Genomic DNA, 16,179 nt, shown 5'->3' with positions numbered 1-16,179 from the left:
TATGGGAATCAACTACTCAGTCGACGCCGACCCCGACAAGACCGCGAAAGCGATGCTTCGGGAGCGTCACATGAGCAACAAGCACAGCAAGGAAGTCGCCCGTGCAATCAAAGGCCGCACCGTTGCGGACGCACAGGCGTACCTTCAGGACGTCATCGACGAGGAACAGTCCGTTCCGTTCAAGTCCCACAACTCCGGCGCGGGTCACCGCTCGGACATCGAGGGCTGGGACGCCGGCAAGTATCCCGAGAAGGTCTCGGGCGAGTTCCTTGACCTGCTCGAGAACGTCGAGGCTAACGCGGACCAGCAGGGCTTTGATGGCTCTGCAATGGAGATCGTCCACGTCGCCGCCCACAAGGTCGGCGAATCGGTCGGTCGCAAGCCCCGTGCGATGGGGCGTGCCTCGGCGTGGAACACGCCACAGGTCGATGTCGAGATCGTCGTCGAAGAGATCGACGAAGAAACGGAGGACGACAACTAATGGCTGACGAACACCAATTCATCGAAAATGGCCTGCAGCGGTCCCAGATTGATGAGTTCTTTCAGGAAGAACTCGGCCGCGCTGGCTACGGTGGCATGGACGTCGCCAAGACGCCGATGGGTACGCAGATCGTCCTCAAGGCCGAAAAGCCCGGGATGGTCATCGGCAAAGGTGGCGAGAACATCCGAAAGGTCACGACCGCACTCGAGGAGAAGTTCAACCTCGAGGATCCACAGGTCGATGTCCAGGAAGTCGACGAACCGGACCTCAACGCCCGGATCGTCGCGGACCGACTGGCGAACGCACTCGAGCGTGGCTGGTACTTCCGGAAAGCTGGTCACACGACGATTGACCGGATCATGGAATCCGGCGCACTCGGCGCTGAGATCGTCCTCTCCGGCAAGGTGACGGGCGCTCGCTCGCGCGTTGAGAAGTTCAACCGCGGCTACATCAAGCACAACGGCGAACCCGCCGAGGAGATCGTCGACCACGGCCAGGGTACGGCCGTCATGAAGCTCGGGACGATCGGTGTGACGGTGAAAATCATCCCGCCGAACGCCGAACTCCCCGATGACTTCGGTGTCCACGAAGATCTGGACCCCGAGGAACTCGTCCCCGACGCCGTCGAAGCCAACGAGGCCGAAGGCGTCGAGGAACTGCTTGAGGGCGAACCCGAGGATGCTGAGGCAGCCGACGAGGGTGCCGAGGCACCGGCTGACGACGCTGTCGAGACCGCCGCCGACGAGGATGGCGACCTCGACGAGGAAGTCGTCGAAGAGGTCATCGAAGAAGAAGTCGAGGCTGACGATGACGACGAGTTCGAAGAAGTCGAGGTCCCCGAAGACGAGGACGTCGAGGAAGAACTCGAGGAACTCGAAGAGGATGTCGAGGCCGAAGCTGAAGAACTCGTCGCCGAGATGGAAGAAGAGGATGCTGACGATGCAGACGAGGGAGGTGACGACTGATGGCAATTCTCCACGTCGCAGAGGTCCGCGACATGACGCCTGCAGAACGGGAAGAAGAACTCGAGGAACTCGAGACTGAACTCCTGAACCAGAAGTCCGTCCTCGCAGCCGGTGGTGCCCCGGAAAACCCGGGTCGAATTGGCGAAATTAGCCGCACCATTGCTCGGATCAAGACGATCCAGACTGAAGAAGGCGACTTCGACGACGAATAAACACACATGGCACTGACACCCGAGACCCTCCCACGGCACGAACTCAACGGATTGCCGGTCCGCGTCGTCGAGAGTACCGACGACTCGCGAGTCGGCATTTCGGGGCGAGTCGTCATCGAGACGACGAAGACCCTCTCCATTGAGATTTGCGTTCCGCAGGAGGCGGAACGATGGCGAGGCGGTGTAACCGCCGAGTGCGACGGTGAGTCTCGAGTTGTGACAGTGCCGAAGTCGGGCTCGACGTTCGAGTTCGCGATCACAGATGAAGCCGCCGACGCCGAGAAGGCGTTGGGGACTGCGTCCAAACTGGCCGACACTCAACCTGCAGCGCCGGACGATTCGTCCGACGCGACAGACCGAGCCAGCGCCACCGGCGCTGGCTGTCGTGGCGATGGGTCAACTGACCACTGCCACGCTGCTGGCGAGGGCGTAGCCTACGTTACGGTCGATGGTTCGCGATTGCTCTCACGACCCGCCCGACGCACGGAAACGAATGGTGACTCACCATGGCAATAGGATTAGACGTTGACACCCCTCCGGAACCAGAAAACCCGGAGGAATACGACTACGAGAAGTGTCCGTTCTACGGCGAACTCTCCGTTCGAGGACAGATCCTCGAGGGACTCGTCGTTTCGACGGACATGGACAAGACCGTAGTCGTCGAACGAGAGTACGATGTCGCGGTTCCGAAGTACGACCGCTACATGAAGCGACGCTCGCGCATTCCGGCACACGTGCCAGGCGTGCTTGAGCCGCTCTCGGTTGGCGACTCGGTCAAGATCGCAGAGACCCGACCACTGTCGAAGACGAAATCGCACGTGGTCGTCGAAATAACTGAAGAGGCAACCGCAGAGGATATCGCTGAGTTGACCGGACAGGCAGAGCCTGAGCCGGAACTCTCCGCTGAGGATCTCGCTGCGGATGACGCCGAAGAAACCCAGGGTGAAGAGTAATGGAGGCAATGAAAGCCGACGTCACTCAGGGACTGAAGAAGGGCTCGCTGGTCACGTGTGCCGACAACACTGGCGCACGCGAACTCAAAGTCATCAGCGTAGCAGGGTACCACGGCACCAAGAGCCGCCAGCCAAAGGCGGGTCTCGGTGACAAAGTGACCGTTTCGGTCACGAAGGGTACCCCGGAGATGCGCCGACAGGTCCTCGAGGCAGTGATCGTTCGCCAGCGGAAATCGATCCGCCGGCCGGACGGCACCCGTCTCAAGTTCGAGGACAACGCGGCGGTCATCATCGACGAGAACGAAGAGCCCCGCGGAACGGAGATCAAGGGCCCAATCGCTCGCGAAGTCGCAGAGCGCTTCGGTGCAATTGCCTCTACCGCGACGATGATCGTCTAACTATGAGCAAGCAACCACACAAACAGCGAACGCAGACGGAGCGTGCACCGCTTCACAAGCGGCAGAAACAGCTCCACGCAACGCTGTCTGACGACCTCCGCGAGGAGTACGATACCCGTCGAACCCGCGTTAACGCGGGCGACACGGTCGAGGTCATGCGTGGGGACCACGCCGGCGAGGAAGGCGAGGTTCTCAAGGCAATCCTCGAAGACAGCACGATTCACGTCGAGGACGTGACGGTCGAGACGGCCGACGGCGAAGAGGTGCCACGGCCAGTCGACCCATCGAACGTCCGCATTACGGCACTCGATCTCGAGGACGACCGCCGAGAGGCCCGTCTCGAGGGCGAGTCCGAAGGTGATAACGAATGACGAAACACCAGAAACGACTCTCAGTACCAAAGACCTGGCCGGTCGAGCGCAAGACCGAGACCTTCACCGTCAAGGCCGGTGCTGGCCCGCACGGTGAGGAGGGCGTGCCGCTGGTCGTCCTGCTTCGGGACGTCCTCGGCTACGTCGACTCGACGAAGGAAGCCCGCTATGCGCTTTCGGAGGACGCGATTCTCGTCAACGGACAGCCGATCAACGACGAGCAGCGTCCAATCGGTATCTTCGACATTCTGGCGTTCCCCGGCCGTGAGGAGTACTACCGTGTCTTCCCAGACGAAGGCGGTCGGCTTTCGCTGACCGAGATCGACGCTGATGCGGCAGACAGCCGCCTCGGCAAGATCGACGGCAAGCAGCAGGTTCCAGGTGGCGACACCCAACTAACGCTGCACGATGGCACGAACGTCATCGCCGATGTCGATGCATACAACACGAAAGATTCGATCGTTGTCGACAACGACGACAAATCGGTTGTTGCCCACTTCCCATACGAAGAGGGTGCACTCGTCACTGCTATCCGTGGAAACCACGGTGGCAAAATCGGCGAAGTCGAATCGATTGACGTCACGCCCGGCAGCGGTTCGAACACCGTCACCATCTCGACCGACGATGGCGAGTTCGACACTGTCGAAGAGTACGTCGTCGTCATCGACGAGAACTTTACGGGCGACGACTCGTCGTCGAATGATGCGAGCGGTGCAACCGCGAGCACGGGTGATGATGAATGAGCGAAGCTGACAGCGGTTTCCACGAGATGCGCGAACCCACCGTCGAAAAGGTCGTCGTCCACATGGGTGTCGGTCAGGGTGGTCGCGAACTCGCCAAAGCCGAGGACATCATCGAGGAGATTACCAGCCAGCAGAGCGTCCGTACCCAGGCACAGCGAACCGAGCCTGACTTCGGTATTCGCCAGGGCGACCCGATCGGGACGAAGGTCACCCTCCGCGGCGAGGACGCTGCTGAGTTCCTCGAGACGGCGCTTCCACTCGCCGAATTGTCGCTGACGCAGTTCGACGACACCGGCAACTTCAGCTTCGGCGTCGAGGAACACACCGAGTTCCCAAGCCAGGAGTACGACCCGAGCGTCGGGATCTTCGGGCTGGACGTCACCGTCAACCTGGTGCGTCCGGGCTACCGCATCGCCAAGCGCGACAAGGCAACGCGGTCGATTCCGTCGAATCACCGACTCACGCCCGAGGACGCAGCCGCGTACCTCGAGTCGAACTTCGACGTCACTGTGGAGGACCCAGAGGATGAGTGAAAGCGAAACTGACACCGAAACCAACGCCGCCGATCGCACGGGTGAGCACACGGCAAAGCGAACTGGCCAGATGGAACAGTGCCAGCGCTGTGGCCGTAAACAGGGGCTTGTCGGCAAGTACGACATCAACCTCTGTCGACAGTGCTTCCGTGAAATCGCCCGCGAGATGGGATTCAAGAAGTATCGATAACATGACCGGAAACGATCCACTCAGCAACGCGCTTTCGGGGCTCGACAACGCCGAAAGTGTGGGACATCTGACTCACGAGGTATCACCCGCCTCGAACGAAATCGGCAGCGTACTCGAGGTCTTCTACGACCGCGGGTACATCGACGGCTTCGAGTTCGTCGATGACGGTAAAGCCGGCCAGTTCGAGGTCGAACTAACTGGAGCGATCAACGAGTGTGGCCCCGTCAAGCCCCGCTATAGTGCTACGTCCGATGAATTCGAGAAGTGGGAGAAGCGATTCCTCCCGGCTCGAGACTTCGGTGCGCTCGTCGTCACGACGAGTAACGGCATCATGAGCCACTACGAGGCTCGTGAGCAGGGAATCGGTGGTCAGGTTATCGCATACGTCTACTAACAATGCGAGTCGAACTGGAAATCCCTGACAACGTAACCGTCGAGACAGACCATCTCGATGTGACCGTCGACGGTCCAGAAGGCAGCGTTACCCGCCGCCTCTGGTACCCCGACGTGACCGTCGATGTGGAAGACGACAGTGTGGTAATCGAAAGCGACGCCGAGGACGCGAAAACGAACGCGACCGTCGGCACCTTCGAGAGCCACCTGAGCAACGCGTTCCACGGCGTGACCGAGGGCTGGGAGTACAAGATGGAAGTCTACTACTCTCACTTCCCAATGCAGGTCCGCGCGGAAGGCGGCGACATCGTCATCGAGAACTTCCTCGGCGAAAAGGCACCGCGACGTACAACTATCCACGGTGACACTGACGTCTCCGTCGACGACGAACGCCTCGTCCTCTCCGGCCCGAACAAAGAGGACGTCGGCCAGACGGCGGCTGACATCGAGCAGCTGACACGCGTCAGCGGCAAGGACACCCGCGTCTTCCAGGACGGGGTCTACATCACCGAGAAACCCGCCAAAGGAGGTGTCTAATAGATGGCAGACGACAACGCAAACGACGAACCACAGGAGCTCGAGGACATCAGTGGTGTCGGCGCGAGCAAAGCTGACGCACTGCGAGAGGCTGGCTTCGAGTCCATCGAGGACGTCAAAGAGGCCGACCAGGACGACCTGGCCGAAGCCGAGGGCGTCGGAAACGCACTCGCAGCCCGTATCAAAGCCGACGTCGGTGACCTCGAGGTAAGTGAGGACACCGAGGCTGAGATCGAAGACGAAGACGGCGAGGACGAAGACGAAGCACCCGCCGAAGACGTCGAAACCGAACTGCAAGCCCGTGGCCTGACCGAGAAGACGCCGGAGCTTTCCGACGAGGAAACGCGTCTGCTCGAGCGCCGTAAAAGCGAGGGCAAGCCGCAGTTCAACCGCCAGGACTACCACATGAAAAAGCGGACGCCAGAATCCTGGCGCCGCCCACGTGGGCAGCTCTCGAAACAGCGCAAGGGAATCAAAGGCAAGGGCCCGAAGGTCGAAGCCGGATTCCGGACCCCAACCGCTGTTCGTGGCAAGCACCCAAGTGGCTTCGAGGAAGTCTATGTTCAGAACACGGACGACCTCGAGGGTGTCGATGGCGACACCCAGGCAGTCCGTATCGCCTCCGCAGTCGGTGCCCGCAAGCGCGAGCGCATCGAAGAACAGGCAGAGGAACAGGGCGTCCGCGTCCTGAACCCAACCTACGAGGAAGTCGAGGTGGAATCAGATGACTGATCTGTCCGCACAGAAGCGACTGGCAGCTGACGTCCTTGACGTTGGCGAGAACCGCATCTGGCTCGACCCTGATGCCCAGGGCGACATTGCCGAAGCGATCACCCGTGACGAGATCCGTGAACTCGTCGACGAGGGTCGCATTCGCGCAGCAGACGCTAAGGGCAACTCCCGTGGCCGTGCACGCGAGCGCAACGCAAAGCGTTCCTACGGCCACCAGAAGGGGCCAGGCAAGCGCCGCGGTAAGAAAGGCGCACGCCAGAACTCGAAAGAAGACTGGCAGGCAAAGATTCGTGCACAGCGCCGGAAACTCCGCGAACTCCGCGATAAGGGCGAACTGACGCCCACGCAGTACCGCGAGCTGTATAAAAAGGCTGGCGGTGGCGAGTTCCGAAGTGTCCGGTACCTGTTGAACTATATCGACGACAACTACGGTGACCAATAATGGCAACAGGACCACGATACAAGGTGCCGATGCGACGTCGGCGCGAGGTCCGGACGGACTACCACCAGAGGTTGCGCCTGCTGAAGTCGGGTAAGCCCCGTCTCGTCGCTCGAAAGAGCAACAAGCACACTACGGCGCAGCTGATCGTTCCCGGACCCAACGGCGACGAGACGCTCGCAAGCGCACACTCGAGCGATCTCGAGGAGTATGGTTGGGAAGCACCCACGAGTAACATTTCTGCGGCGTACCTGACCGGCCTGCTGGCCGGTACACGCGCCGTCGAGGCCGGACTCGAGGACGCAGTCCTCGATATCGGTCTCAACACGGCAACGCCTGGTAACAAGGTGTTCGCCGTTCAGGAAGGCGCTATCGACGCCGGTCTCGAGATTCCACACAGCGACAGTGTGCTCGCAGACTGGGAGCGTACGCGCGGCGAGCATATCGCCGAGTACGCAGAACAGCTCGATGAGCCGCTGTATAGCGGTGACTTCGACGCAGCGGACCTTCCAGAACACTTTGACGACGTACGAGAGGCGATCCTCGAATGAGTGGAAACAACTACAACGACAGTGGATGGGAACCCGTCACCCGTCTCGGCCGCAAAGTCCAGGAGGGCGACATCGATTCGATGGACGTCGCTCTCAACTCGGGGCTCCCGCTCAAAGAGCCCGAAATCGTCGACCAGCTCCTCCCCGGACTGGATGACGAAGTGCTGGACATCAACATGGTCCAGCGCATGACCGACTCCGGACGACGCGTGAAGTTCCGCTGCGTCGTCGCCGTCGGCAACCGCGATGGCTACGTTGGCTATGCAGAAGGTCGAGACGACCAGGTCGGCTCAGCCATCCAAAAGGCAATCGGTATCGCGAAACTGAACATGCTCAAGGTCCCCCGCGGCTCCGGGTCGTGGGAAGACCGTTCGGACCGACCACACTCTCTGACCCGACGAACGACCGGCAAAGCCGGCTCCGTCGAGGTCGATGTGATCCCTGCCCCTGAAGGGCTTGGACTCGCTGCGAGTGACACCGTCCACGCCGTCCTCGATCTGGCCGGCATCGAAAATGCCTGGACCAAAAGCCACGGCAACACTCGAACGACTGTGAACCTCGCGAAGGCAACGTACAATGCCCTCGAGAACGCCTCGCAGTCGCGCCAGCCAAAACAGCGTGGGACGACTGGCTCCGACGAAGCGGAGGTGTCCGAATAATGAAGGCAATCGTGCAAGTCCGCGGTGAAGTCAACCGCAATCAGGACATCCAGGATACCCTGGAGATGCTCAACATCCACAGCGTCAACCACTGTGCGCTTGTCCCCGAGACGAGCGCGTACACGGGTATGGTTGACAAAGTCAACGACTACGTCGCCCACGGCGAACCCGAGGCTGACGTTCTCTCGACGCTGCTTGCAAAGCGTGCTGAGCCCCTCGAGGGTCGACAGGCAGATGTCGACGCAGAGTGGCTCGCCGAGAACACTGACTACGACGACTTCGACGCACTCGCCGAGGCATTGCTTGCCGAGGAGACGACGCTCCGTGATGTGGGCCTGTCGCCAACGCTTCGGCTCCACCCACCGCGTGGTGGCCACGGTGGCATCAAGAAGCCAACCGTCGAAGGCGGCCAACTCGGAAAGCATACAACGGACGAGATTAACGACCTCTTAGAATCGATGCGATAACCATGACGAGCAAAAAACGACGCCAGCGCGGATCGCGCACGCACAGCGGCGGCTCCCACAAGAATCGACGTGGTGCGGGCCACCGCGGTGGCCGCGGACGCGCCGGGCGTAGCAAACACGAGTTCCACAACTACGAACCGAAGGGCAAACACGGCTTCAAGCGACCGGACGGCATTCGCGAGAACGTCGCCGAAATCGACGTCCAGAAACTCGACGAGGACGCGATTCTCTACGTCGCCGACGGCGACGCCGAAGAGACCGACGACGGCTACGCAATCGACGCCCGTGATGTCGTCGAGGACGGCCACGACGTCGACATCGTGAAAGTGCTTGGCTCCGGACAGGTCCGGAACGCACTCGAGGTCACGGCAGATGCCTTCTCGGATGCAGCCGAGGCAAAACTCGAGGACGCCGGTGGCGAGGCAGTCCTTTCGCAGCGAGCCCAGGACGCAGCCGAGGCAGCGGCCGACGCCGAGGCTGACGACGACGAACAGAGCGAGGACTAACAGATGGGATGGAAGGAAGCCGCTGAACCGGTCCTAACGCGGATGCCCGCAGTGCAGCGTCCGGAAGGGCACGTGCCGTTCAAGCGCAAGCTCGCCTGGACGGCAGGGATCCTCGTGTTGTACTTCTTCCTGACGAACGTCGCACTGCTTGGTTCTGCTGGGGGAGATGATATGCTCGGCGAGTTCCGTGCGATCCTTGCTGGTGAACACGGCTCGCTGTTGCAGGTCGGTATTGGCCCAATCGTCACGGCGAGCATCGTCATGCAGTTACTTGGCGGTGCGAACCTCCTCGGACTCAACACCGACGATCCTCGAGATCAGATCCTCTACCAGGGACTGCAGAAGCTGCTCGTCATCGTGATGACTGCCCTGACAGCACTGCCGATGGTGTTCGCCGGCGGCTTCCTTCCAACAGTCCCGGCGCTTTCTATCGGTGGGATGACGCTTGGAACCTTCGAGATCCAATTACTGATCTTCCTCCAAGTGTTCATTGGCGGGATCCTCATCCTGTATATGGACGAGGTCGTCAGTAAGTGGGGTATCGGCAGCGGGATCGGCCTGTTCATTATCGCCGGTGTGAGCCAGCGCCTCGTCGCAGGATTCATCTCGCTGAGTGGTGATGGATTCTTCTACAGCTGGTATCAGATCATCACCGGCCAGATAAACGTCGATATCTTCACGAGTGACGGGCTGTTCTTCTTGCTCTCACACAATGGCGGACAGATCATCGCGTTGTTCACGACGGTCTTGATCTTCTCGGTCGTCGTCTACGCCGAATCCGTCCGCGTCGAGATCCCACTCAGTCATGCCCGCGTAAAGGGCGCTCGAGGGCGCTTCCCAGTGAAGCTCATCTACGCGAGCGTCCTGCCAATGATCCTTGTTCGTGCAGTGCAGGCGAACATCCAGTTCATGGGCCAGATCATCTACTCTCAGATGGGAGATAGTATGCCTGCGGTGCTTGGGACGTACGTCGATGATCAACCCGTCGGTGGCTTCTTCTACTACACCGCACCGATCTACAGTCCAGAAGACTGGATGTGGTGGACTGGGGAAGTCACGCAGGAAGCCTGGCAGGTCATGATCCGCGTCTCTGTCGACCTGACGTTCATGATCGTCGGGGGCGCGATCTTCGCGATCTTCTGGGTCGAGACGACGAACATGGGTCCACAGGCAACTGCACGCCAGATCCAGAACTCCGGGATGCAGATCCCCGGATTCCGACAGAACGTCGGTGTCATCGAGAAGGTCATGGAGCGGTACATCCCGCAAGTGACCGTCATCGGTGGCGCACTCGTCGGTCTGCTCGCCGTCATGGCGAACATGCTCGGCACCATCGGAGCCGTTACCGGAACGGGTCTGCTGCTCGCTGTCTCCATTACGTACAAACTGTACGAGGAGATCGCCGAGGAGCAGATGATGGAAATGCATCCGATGATGCGCCAGATGTTCGGCAAAGAGTGACCATCCGGTCACAACCTGCCTAAACTGGCGTCGTCGACGTCTTCTTACGCACTCACAGCGCCTTGTAGAGCCATTCCTGCTTATCTATACTCGAGTAGTGATGCTATAGTAACAACTGAAACTGTTCACACACCAATCGCGTAGCCGTCATGTGATTGGGTGTGCACTGACTTGCAGTGGCTACTATAATTCGTGGCTTAGTGATTCACAAGAGTGTGTGGACACTGTTCGTACAGACGCGTTTCGTCTCCACCGACTCGTCTGTACTGCTGTGGCTCTCATGTTGAGTGCAGCGTCCGGCCTCTCGTCTCCGTCACACCTACTCTACTATCGTATCTCGTTCAACCAGTGTAGAATCTGCTCTGTCGGTTACAGCACACTCTCACGTCGTTCTCGCGGATGTCTCTGTGTTGTGTGATGCTGCAATCTCGAGGGCAGTGACCGTGAGCATAAAATCCAATCCTACCTGATCGACACACTGTTGGCTACACAGTCGCTGTTCGTGCTCTTCGAACGCGACCTTGATGCCGTTGACTTTGTGTGTGTCTCAATAGTATAGGCGATCGGTTCATCCTCGAGTGGCGTGTTGCAGTTGGTACACTGCATAGACGGGTAGTTGCAGTGTGAAGTAACGGCGATACGCTGTCTAAATGGCCAGTAGAAGCGTCGGTACACGACTTACGACCTATCGACCATACTCTCAGCTCGTCGCCGTGATACTGGCGTTTAAATCGTCGACAGTTGTGATCGGTTCGAAAACAGGGGTTCGTTCGTCTCGACGGAGACTCGAGCTTACTGGATCGAATAGCCTGCGGCGATCGTTAGCAACAGGACCATGAACACGGCAACGCTCACCATGTACGTAATTGCTCGTGGCTCTTCGATCAGGTGCTGGAAGTACGCAGCGATCAGCAAGGTCTTGATTATCGCGAGGACGATTGTCCCAGCAAATGCCATCCAGTAAGAGAAGACGTCGGGGAACGAGAAGAAGACGAACTTCCCTGTCCCCAACACCAGCAATGCCACATAGATCAGGGTGTATGTTCGAATGTCAGCCATTGCTATTCTATGTGGGTGTGGCCCACTTATACCTTCCTCATGTCTCCGCTCGCGGTCACAATAGTCGCGTTTTCGAGCGTGGCTCACTGTTTATTTATGGCCCCACACTGCCCGAACGTAGCTGTCGACATGGGGCTCACTGCTTGGCTTTGACCAAGCAATCGCATGTGCGTGATAGGCGCGCTCGAGTGTTCTCGGTTGGAATCGTATCTGGTTGAGATGACTGTTACTTTGCTCGAAACGGTGAACGCCGTTGCTCACTGTTTGGGGCTGTGAAAAAACAAAAACGCGATTCCGAGTCGCTAGAACAGGTAGAACAGTGGGAACAGGAAGACCCACACGATGTCGACGAAGTGCCAGTAGAGTCCGAAGAACTCCACTGGGCGGTGGTCCTCGAGGTAGGCATCGATGCTCAGGATCCGGTAGATCATGAAGATCGCGATGGCCATTCCGAGGAGGACGTGCAGTGCGTGCAGTCCCGTCGTGACGTAGTAGATCGAGTACTCGAGGCCGTACCACCAGTACTGCCCCTCAGCGAATTTCGAGGTGTACTCATAGGTTTTGACGCCCATGAACGTCGTTGCGAGCAACAACGTTGCACCCATTGTCGCGAGCAGGCCTTTCTTGTTCTTGCGTTCGGCGAACACCAGCGCCAAGATGACCGTGAAACTCGAGGTCAACAGGACGTACGTGTTCAGCAGGCCGGCCCACTGGATCGTCTCGAGCGACCAGTTGCCCCAGCCCATGTGGATCCGCATGAAGACGAATGCTCCGATTACGGCACCGAAGACGACGATGTCAGAGGCAAGGAACACCCAGACACCGAATTTCGTGTTGCCGACGCCTTCGAACGGCCAGCGTTCAGCGATTGCCATCTCGGGGGCGTTGAAGTCTTCAACGCCGAATTTGAACAGGACGTATGTGAGCAGGATGAGGCCAACTACCGTCAGAATCGGGTAGATGATGTTTGCCTCGGTCGACATACCGATGAGGTTCTGCAGCGAGTCTTCGGTTCCCGTCTCAGCAGCTGCTTGTTCAGCGAAGTCGATGACGAACGGCGTAATGCCGGAGAGCCCAAGGAACAGGACGAACGTCCCAAGGCCAATTCCGAGTGGCCAGATACTGGCGTGATCAGCGTGTTCGCCGTCGCCGTGTGCAATCTCGTCGCCAGTTGCGCTGTGTTCCTGTGTGACGCCGCCGTCAGTTGCGGCCGGTGAGTCCTCGACGAACTCGAGGCGACCACTGGCGTAGCTTGGGCGGCCGGACCAGTTGTCAAGCGGTGGTGGGGATGGAATCGCCCACTCTGCGGTGCGGGAGAACTCCCATGGGTTGTCCGGCGCGTCGGGGCCGGAGACCCAACTCTTTGCGAACGTGTAGAACATAATCAGGAAGGACGCGCCGAGGATGAACGCCCCGACTGTCGCGACCCGATGGTAAGGTGTCATGCCTTCCGAGAAGTGGAAGACACGTCGTGGGGTTTCCCAGGCGAGGAACAGCGGGAAGTACAACATATTGAAGCCGATGAAGTAGACGGCGAAGTTGAGTTTCCCGAGTGCCTCGGAGTACATCTTCCCGGTGATTTTTGGCCACCAGTAGTAGAGGCCACCAACCAAAGCGGTGACCCCGGAAACCATCACGTAGTGGAAGTGTGCGACGACCCAGTAGGTGCCACGGAACTCGTAGTCGAGCACGACGGCACCGAGGAAGACCCCGGTAATGCCGCCGAGGATGAACAACACGAGCGCACCGAGGCTGAACAGGAACGGCGTCGTGAATCGGACGCGTCCTTTGACCATCGTGTAGATCAGCGCGAAGACCATCAGGTCGAACGGCAGCGAGATTCCGATGGTCGTTGCCATCATCAGCGTCTTGATCTCGAGGTTGATCGTCGTCAGGAACATGTGGTGCATCCAGACGAGGAACGACTGGACGGCCACGAGGACCATCGCGATGATGACCCATTTCCGACCGACGAGACGTCGACCACAGAAGGTCTGGAACGTCTCGAACATGATCCCCAGTGCGGGGAAGAAGACGATGTACACCTCGGGATGGCCGAAGAACCAGAACAGGTGTGCCCACAGCAGGCCTGAACCCTGTTCGGTTGCGAAGTACTGCGTAATGAGCAGTCGGTCTGCAGAGAGCAAGAGCAACGCAGCAAGCAGTGCTGCGAACGCAAACAGCATCATCCAGACCGTCAGTAGCCACGACCACGTGAACATCGGCATGTTCCAGAGGCCGAGGCCCTCAGCGCGCGAGCGGTGAATTGTCACGAGGAAGTTCACCGTCCCGACGGTGATCGAGAAGACAAACAGAACCAACGCAAGCACTGTTGCGGTGCCACCTGCCGTTGCTTCCATCGCGGGCGTGTATGTTGGGACGTTTAGCGGGGCATACAGTGTCCAGCCACCGCTGTACGTTCCACCCTGGAAGAACGAAATTGCGAGGAGAATCCCCGAGAACAGGTAGAACCAGTAACTCAGCGCGTTCAGTCGTGGGAACGCGAGGTCTTTCGCGCCGATTTGCAGCGGCACGAGATAGTTCGCAAAGCCGGTTGCGATCGGTGAAAGGAACCAAAAGACCATCAACAGCCCGTGTGCTGTGACTGCCTGATTAAACTGGTTCCCAGTCAGAAGCCCGGTCCCGCCTGGCTCCCAGAGGTGGACGCGGAACAACAGCGCCATTACCCCCCCAAACAGCAGGAAGAAAAGCGCTGTTATGATATACAGGATCCCGACGTCCTTGTGGTTGGTCGTTACCAGCCACCGCTTGATGGTTGTTTGTGGTGGAAGGTCACTCATTCGTCGTCACCCTCCTCTGTATCCGATTCTTCGTCCGTTTCCTCATCGTCTTCGTCATTCTCCTCATCGTCATCCGCTTCTTCCTCATCAGCGTCCGGGTCCTCAAGCGTGTAGGTCTCGTCCGTTGCGCTGGTGAAGCCAATCGTATCCTCGACCGCTTCGAGGTCATCGTCTTCAGGCGTGATGACGACATCGTAGTCGCCACCCTGGCGGAATTCCGTGATTTCGAGCGTTCCGTTCTCGAACTCGTCGGATTCTTCGGAGTAGGTGGCGCTCAGATCGTCTTCGAACTCATCGTCGTCCGTGTGTGCGATCTCGAGGTCGAAGCCATCGGTGAACGGCTCTTCCTCAGCATCCTCGAGGTTGATCGTGAGCGTGAACTGCTCGTCGAGCCAGTCCTCGTAGTCGTCCTCTGCGAGGACTTCAACATCGCCATCCATGCCGGAGTGGCCAGATCCACACAGTTCGAAACACTCAGCGACGTATTCGCCGGGTTCTTCAGCCATGAACCAGGTTTCATCGTATTCCCCGGGGATTGAGTCAGCTTTCACCCGTAACTCAGTAATCCCGTAGGTATGCCAGACGTCGACAGATGTTACTTCGAGCCAGATTGGTGTATCAGTCGGGACCACCAAGTGGTTGGGCTCGAGGCCGTTTTCGTACTCGTAGTTCCACGTGAACGCTTGGCCTTCGACGTCAATCTCTATTGCATCGTCGGGGTCTATATCTGGCCCGTCTTCGACGTACAACAGCATGCCATACGTCCATACGACGAGCGAGATGACAATGATAGCACTCAGCCCGAACGAGAGAAATAGTTTTTTACCGCCCTTTCCGCCTGTCGGTAGCTCCCCGACGGTTGGTAGGTTTTCACCGGCAGCTCGGTCGTCAGTATCGCGATACTTATACGCGTTGTAGAGCGTATACGCGACGACGACGATGCCGACAAGTGCACCGAGTGCGAGGAAAACCAGGAAGATATCCTCGAACACATCGACACGCGTTCGAACCTCCATCGGGATCATCATTTCACTGTAGATTGTGTTCACCTCTATTGAAAGCCGCTTATATGTCGGACGATGGTTGCCCGGGGCACTTATCTATTTGGAAACGGCCGTGTGTTCGACCAACTCATTGAGTGCCCTGCAGCAATTTCGTCCCCGCAGTTCGATTCCCCGCTGTCTATGCCTCGGGCGTTGAGTAGGAGTCTGCCCTCTTTTTTCTATCGGTGCGCTGGGAGTCGCGTTAGCCACTCAAGCACAGATTACGCAACCTGGAGCGAACTTGTTCGGTTGTGGGCCAATCGAATACTTGAACGCCCGTCATATGGCCCACTACTAACCCAGTTGAGTTGATCTTTACCGCTCGCGCGCGAGAAGGACAAAAAAGAGTACTGTAAGCGCAAGACACTATATCGCGACGCCCATATACAGCGTATGCCCGAAGAAGTACTCTTCAAGTTCGAACAGGAAATGGACCGCAGCGACATCGCCGCCTCACTTCGAACCGTTGCCGACAGCCTCGAGGCTGGTGAGCCAATTTCGCTCGAGGCCGGCGGCGACTCCGTCACCGTCTCGCCACCACCGCGCCCAACGTTCGAAATTAAAGCCGAACGCGAAACCTCGAGTAGCGGTGGCGACGCCGAACGGAGTATCGAGTTCGAACTCGAGTGGGACGAAGGTGACGACGGTGATGGGAGTGGCGATACCGGACTGACGATCGAGTAAC

23 protein-coding genes are annotated in these 16,179 nt (G+C 58.8%); 20 read left to right on the top strand and 3 right to left on the bottom strand.

Annotated elements, in window-relative coordinates:
• Position 1 precedes the first annotated feature (1 nt).
• Genes G6M89_RS10675 through secY form a run of 19 tightly spaced genes read left to right on the top strand, consistent with a single transcriptional unit; the run spans position 2 to position 10,591 of the window.
• Positions 2 to 481 carry a 50S ribosomal protein L22 gene (locus G6M89_RS10675; RefSeq protein ID WP_165161767.1) on the top strand — a complete coding sequence of 160 codons (480 nt, stop codon included), beginning with the start codon at positions 2 to 4 and terminating at the stop codon, positions 479 to 481.
• The gene (locus G6M89_RS10670; RefSeq protein WP_165161766.1) at positions 481 to 1,446 is read left to right on the top strand and encodes a 30S ribosomal protein S3; all 966 of its coding nucleotides are present in this window, start codon (positions 481 to 483) and stop codon (positions 1,444 to 1,446) included. The genes G6M89_RS10675 and G6M89_RS10670 overlap by 1 nt, the downstream gene beginning before the upstream one ends.
• On the top strand, positions 1,446 to 1,658 hold the full coding sequence (rpmC, locus tag G6M89_RS10665) for a 50S ribosomal protein L29 (protein ID WP_165161765.1): 213 nt from the start codon (positions 1,446 to 1,448) through the stop codon (positions 1,656 to 1,658). The genes G6M89_RS10670 and rpmC overlap by 1 nt, the downstream gene beginning before the upstream one ends.
• A gap of 6 nt (positions 1,659 to 1,664) precedes the next feature.
• Positions 1,665 to 2,174, top strand: coding sequence for a ribonuclease P protein component 1 (locus G6M89_RS10660; protein ID WP_165161764.1), 510 nt, complete (start codon positions 1,665 to 1,667; stop codon positions 2,172 to 2,174).
• Positions 2,165 to 2,611 (top strand): 30S ribosomal protein S17, encoded by a 447-nt coding sequence (locus G6M89_RS10655; RefSeq protein ID WP_165161763.1) that lies wholly within the window; start codon positions 2,165 to 2,167, stop codon positions 2,609 to 2,611. The genes G6M89_RS10660 and G6M89_RS10655 overlap by 10 nt, the downstream gene beginning before the upstream one ends.
• Entirely contained in the window at positions 2,611 to 3,009 is a 399-nt protein-coding gene (locus G6M89_RS10650) for a 50S ribosomal protein L14 (protein WP_076582148.1), read from the top strand. Before G6M89_RS10655 ends, G6M89_RS10650 begins: the two co-directional genes overlap by 1 nt.
• Before the next feature lie 2 nt (positions 3,010 to 3,011).
• On the top strand, positions 3,012 to 3,380 hold the full coding sequence (gene rplX, locus G6M89_RS10645) for a 50S ribosomal protein L24 (protein ID WP_165161762.1): 369 nt from the start codon (positions 3,012 to 3,014) through the stop codon (positions 3,378 to 3,380).
• The gene (locus tag G6M89_RS10640) at positions 3,377 to 4,123 is read left to right on the top strand and encodes a 30S ribosomal protein S4e (RefSeq protein ID WP_165161761.1); all 747 of its coding nucleotides are present in this window, start codon (positions 3,377 to 3,379) and stop codon (positions 4,121 to 4,123) included. Before rplX ends, G6M89_RS10640 begins: the two co-directional genes overlap by 4 nt.
• On the top strand, positions 4,120 to 4,656 hold the full coding sequence (locus G6M89_RS10635; protein ID WP_165161760.1) for a 50S ribosomal protein L5: 537 nt from the start codon (positions 4,120 to 4,122) through the stop codon (positions 4,654 to 4,656). The genes G6M89_RS10640 and G6M89_RS10635 overlap by 4 nt, the downstream gene beginning before the upstream one ends.
• The gene (locus tag G6M89_RS10630; protein WP_165161759.1) at positions 4,649 to 4,846 is read left to right on the top strand and encodes a 30S ribosomal protein S14; all 198 of its coding nucleotides are present in this window, start codon (positions 4,649 to 4,651) and stop codon (positions 4,844 to 4,846) included. The genes G6M89_RS10635 and G6M89_RS10630 overlap by 8 nt, the downstream gene beginning before the upstream one ends.
• Before the next feature lies 1 nt (position 4,847).
• The gene (locus tag G6M89_RS10625; protein ID WP_165161758.1) at positions 4,848 to 5,240 is read left to right on the top strand and encodes a 30S ribosomal protein S8; all 393 of its coding nucleotides are present in this window, start codon (positions 4,848 to 4,850) and stop codon (positions 5,238 to 5,240) included.
• A gap of 2 nt (positions 5,241 to 5,242) precedes the next feature.
• Entirely contained in the window at positions 5,243 to 5,776 is a 534-nt protein-coding gene (locus G6M89_RS10620; protein ID WP_165161757.1) for a 50S ribosomal protein L6, read from the top strand.
• A 3-nt stretch (positions 5,777 to 5,779) separates the two neighbouring features.
• Positions 5,780 to 6,508, top strand: coding sequence for a 50S ribosomal protein L32e (locus tag G6M89_RS10615; RefSeq protein WP_165161756.1), 729 nt, complete (start codon positions 5,780 to 5,782; stop codon positions 6,506 to 6,508).
• Positions 6,501 to 6,950: a 50S ribosomal protein L19e gene (locus G6M89_RS10610; protein WP_165161755.1), complete on the top strand. Its 450-nt coding sequence runs from the start codon at positions 6,501 to 6,503 to the stop codon at positions 6,948 to 6,950. The genes G6M89_RS10615 and G6M89_RS10610 overlap by 8 nt, the downstream gene beginning before the upstream one ends.
• The gene (locus tag G6M89_RS10605) at positions 6,950 to 7,498 is read left to right on the top strand and encodes a 50S ribosomal protein L18 (RefSeq protein ID WP_165161754.1); all 549 of its coding nucleotides are present in this window, start codon (positions 6,950 to 6,952) and stop codon (positions 7,496 to 7,498) included. The genes G6M89_RS10610 and G6M89_RS10605 overlap by 1 nt, the downstream gene beginning before the upstream one ends.
• Entirely contained in the window at positions 7,495 to 8,157 is a 663-nt protein-coding gene (locus tag G6M89_RS10600; protein WP_165161753.1) for a 30S ribosomal protein S5, read from the top strand. The genes G6M89_RS10605 and G6M89_RS10600 overlap by 4 nt, the downstream gene beginning before the upstream one ends.
• Positions 8,157 to 8,624 (top strand): 50S ribosomal protein L30, encoded by a 468-nt coding sequence (locus tag G6M89_RS10595; protein ID WP_165161752.1) that lies wholly within the window; start codon positions 8,157 to 8,159, stop codon positions 8,622 to 8,624. Before G6M89_RS10600 ends, G6M89_RS10595 begins: the two co-directional genes overlap by 1 nt.
• Before the next feature lie 2 nt (positions 8,625 to 8,626).
• Positions 8,627 to 9,130, top strand: a complete 504-nt coding sequence (locus tag G6M89_RS10590; protein ID WP_165161751.1) for an uL15m family ribosomal protein — start codon at positions 8,627 to 8,629, stop codon at positions 9,128 to 9,130.
• 3 nt (positions 9,131 to 9,133) lie between these two features.
• Positions 9,134 to 10,591, top strand: coding sequence for a preprotein translocase subunit SecY (secY, locus tag G6M89_RS10585; RefSeq protein WP_165161750.1), 1,458 nt, complete (start codon positions 9,134 to 9,136; stop codon positions 10,589 to 10,591).
• 792 nt (positions 10,592 to 11,383) lie between these two features.
• On the opposite strand, the gene G6M89_RS10580 is transcribed toward secY, so the two are convergent.
• From G6M89_RS10580 to coxB, 3 genes are all read right to left on the bottom strand, one after another.
• Entirely contained in the window at positions 11,384 to 11,650 is a 267-nt protein-coding gene (locus tag G6M89_RS10580) for a cytochrome C oxidase subunit IV family protein (protein WP_165161749.1), read from the bottom strand.
• A gap of 302 nt (positions 11,651 to 11,952) precedes the next feature.
• Positions 11,953 to 14,451 (bottom strand): cbb3-type cytochrome c oxidase subunit I, encoded by a 2,499-nt coding sequence (locus tag G6M89_RS10575; RefSeq protein WP_165161748.1) that lies wholly within the window; start codon positions 14,449 to 14,451, stop codon positions 11,953 to 11,955.
• Positions 14,448 to 15,467 (bottom strand): cytochrome c oxidase subunit II, encoded by a 1,020-nt coding sequence (gene coxB, locus G6M89_RS10570; protein ID WP_165161747.1) that lies wholly within the window; start codon positions 15,465 to 15,467, stop codon positions 14,448 to 14,450. Before coxB ends, G6M89_RS10575 begins: the two co-directional genes overlap by 4 nt.
• A 420-nt stretch (positions 15,468 to 15,887) precedes the next feature.
• Here coxB and G6M89_RS10565 point away from each other — a divergent pair, with 420 nt between their 5' ends.
• On the top strand, positions 15,888 to 16,178 hold the full coding sequence (locus tag G6M89_RS10565) for an amphi-Trp domain-containing protein (RefSeq protein WP_165161746.1): 291 nt from the start codon (positions 15,888 to 15,890) through the stop codon (positions 16,176 to 16,178).
• Position 16,179 lies beyond the last annotated feature (1 nt).

Origin of the sequence: Natronolimnobius sp. AArcel1 (assembly GCF_011043775.1) — an archaeon.
GTDB lineage: Archaea > Halobacteriota > Halobacteria > Halobacteriales > Natrialbaceae > Natronolimnobius.
The sequence above is the reverse complement of the archived record's forward strand: the minus strand, read 5'-3'. Positions and strand labels throughout refer to the sequence as shown.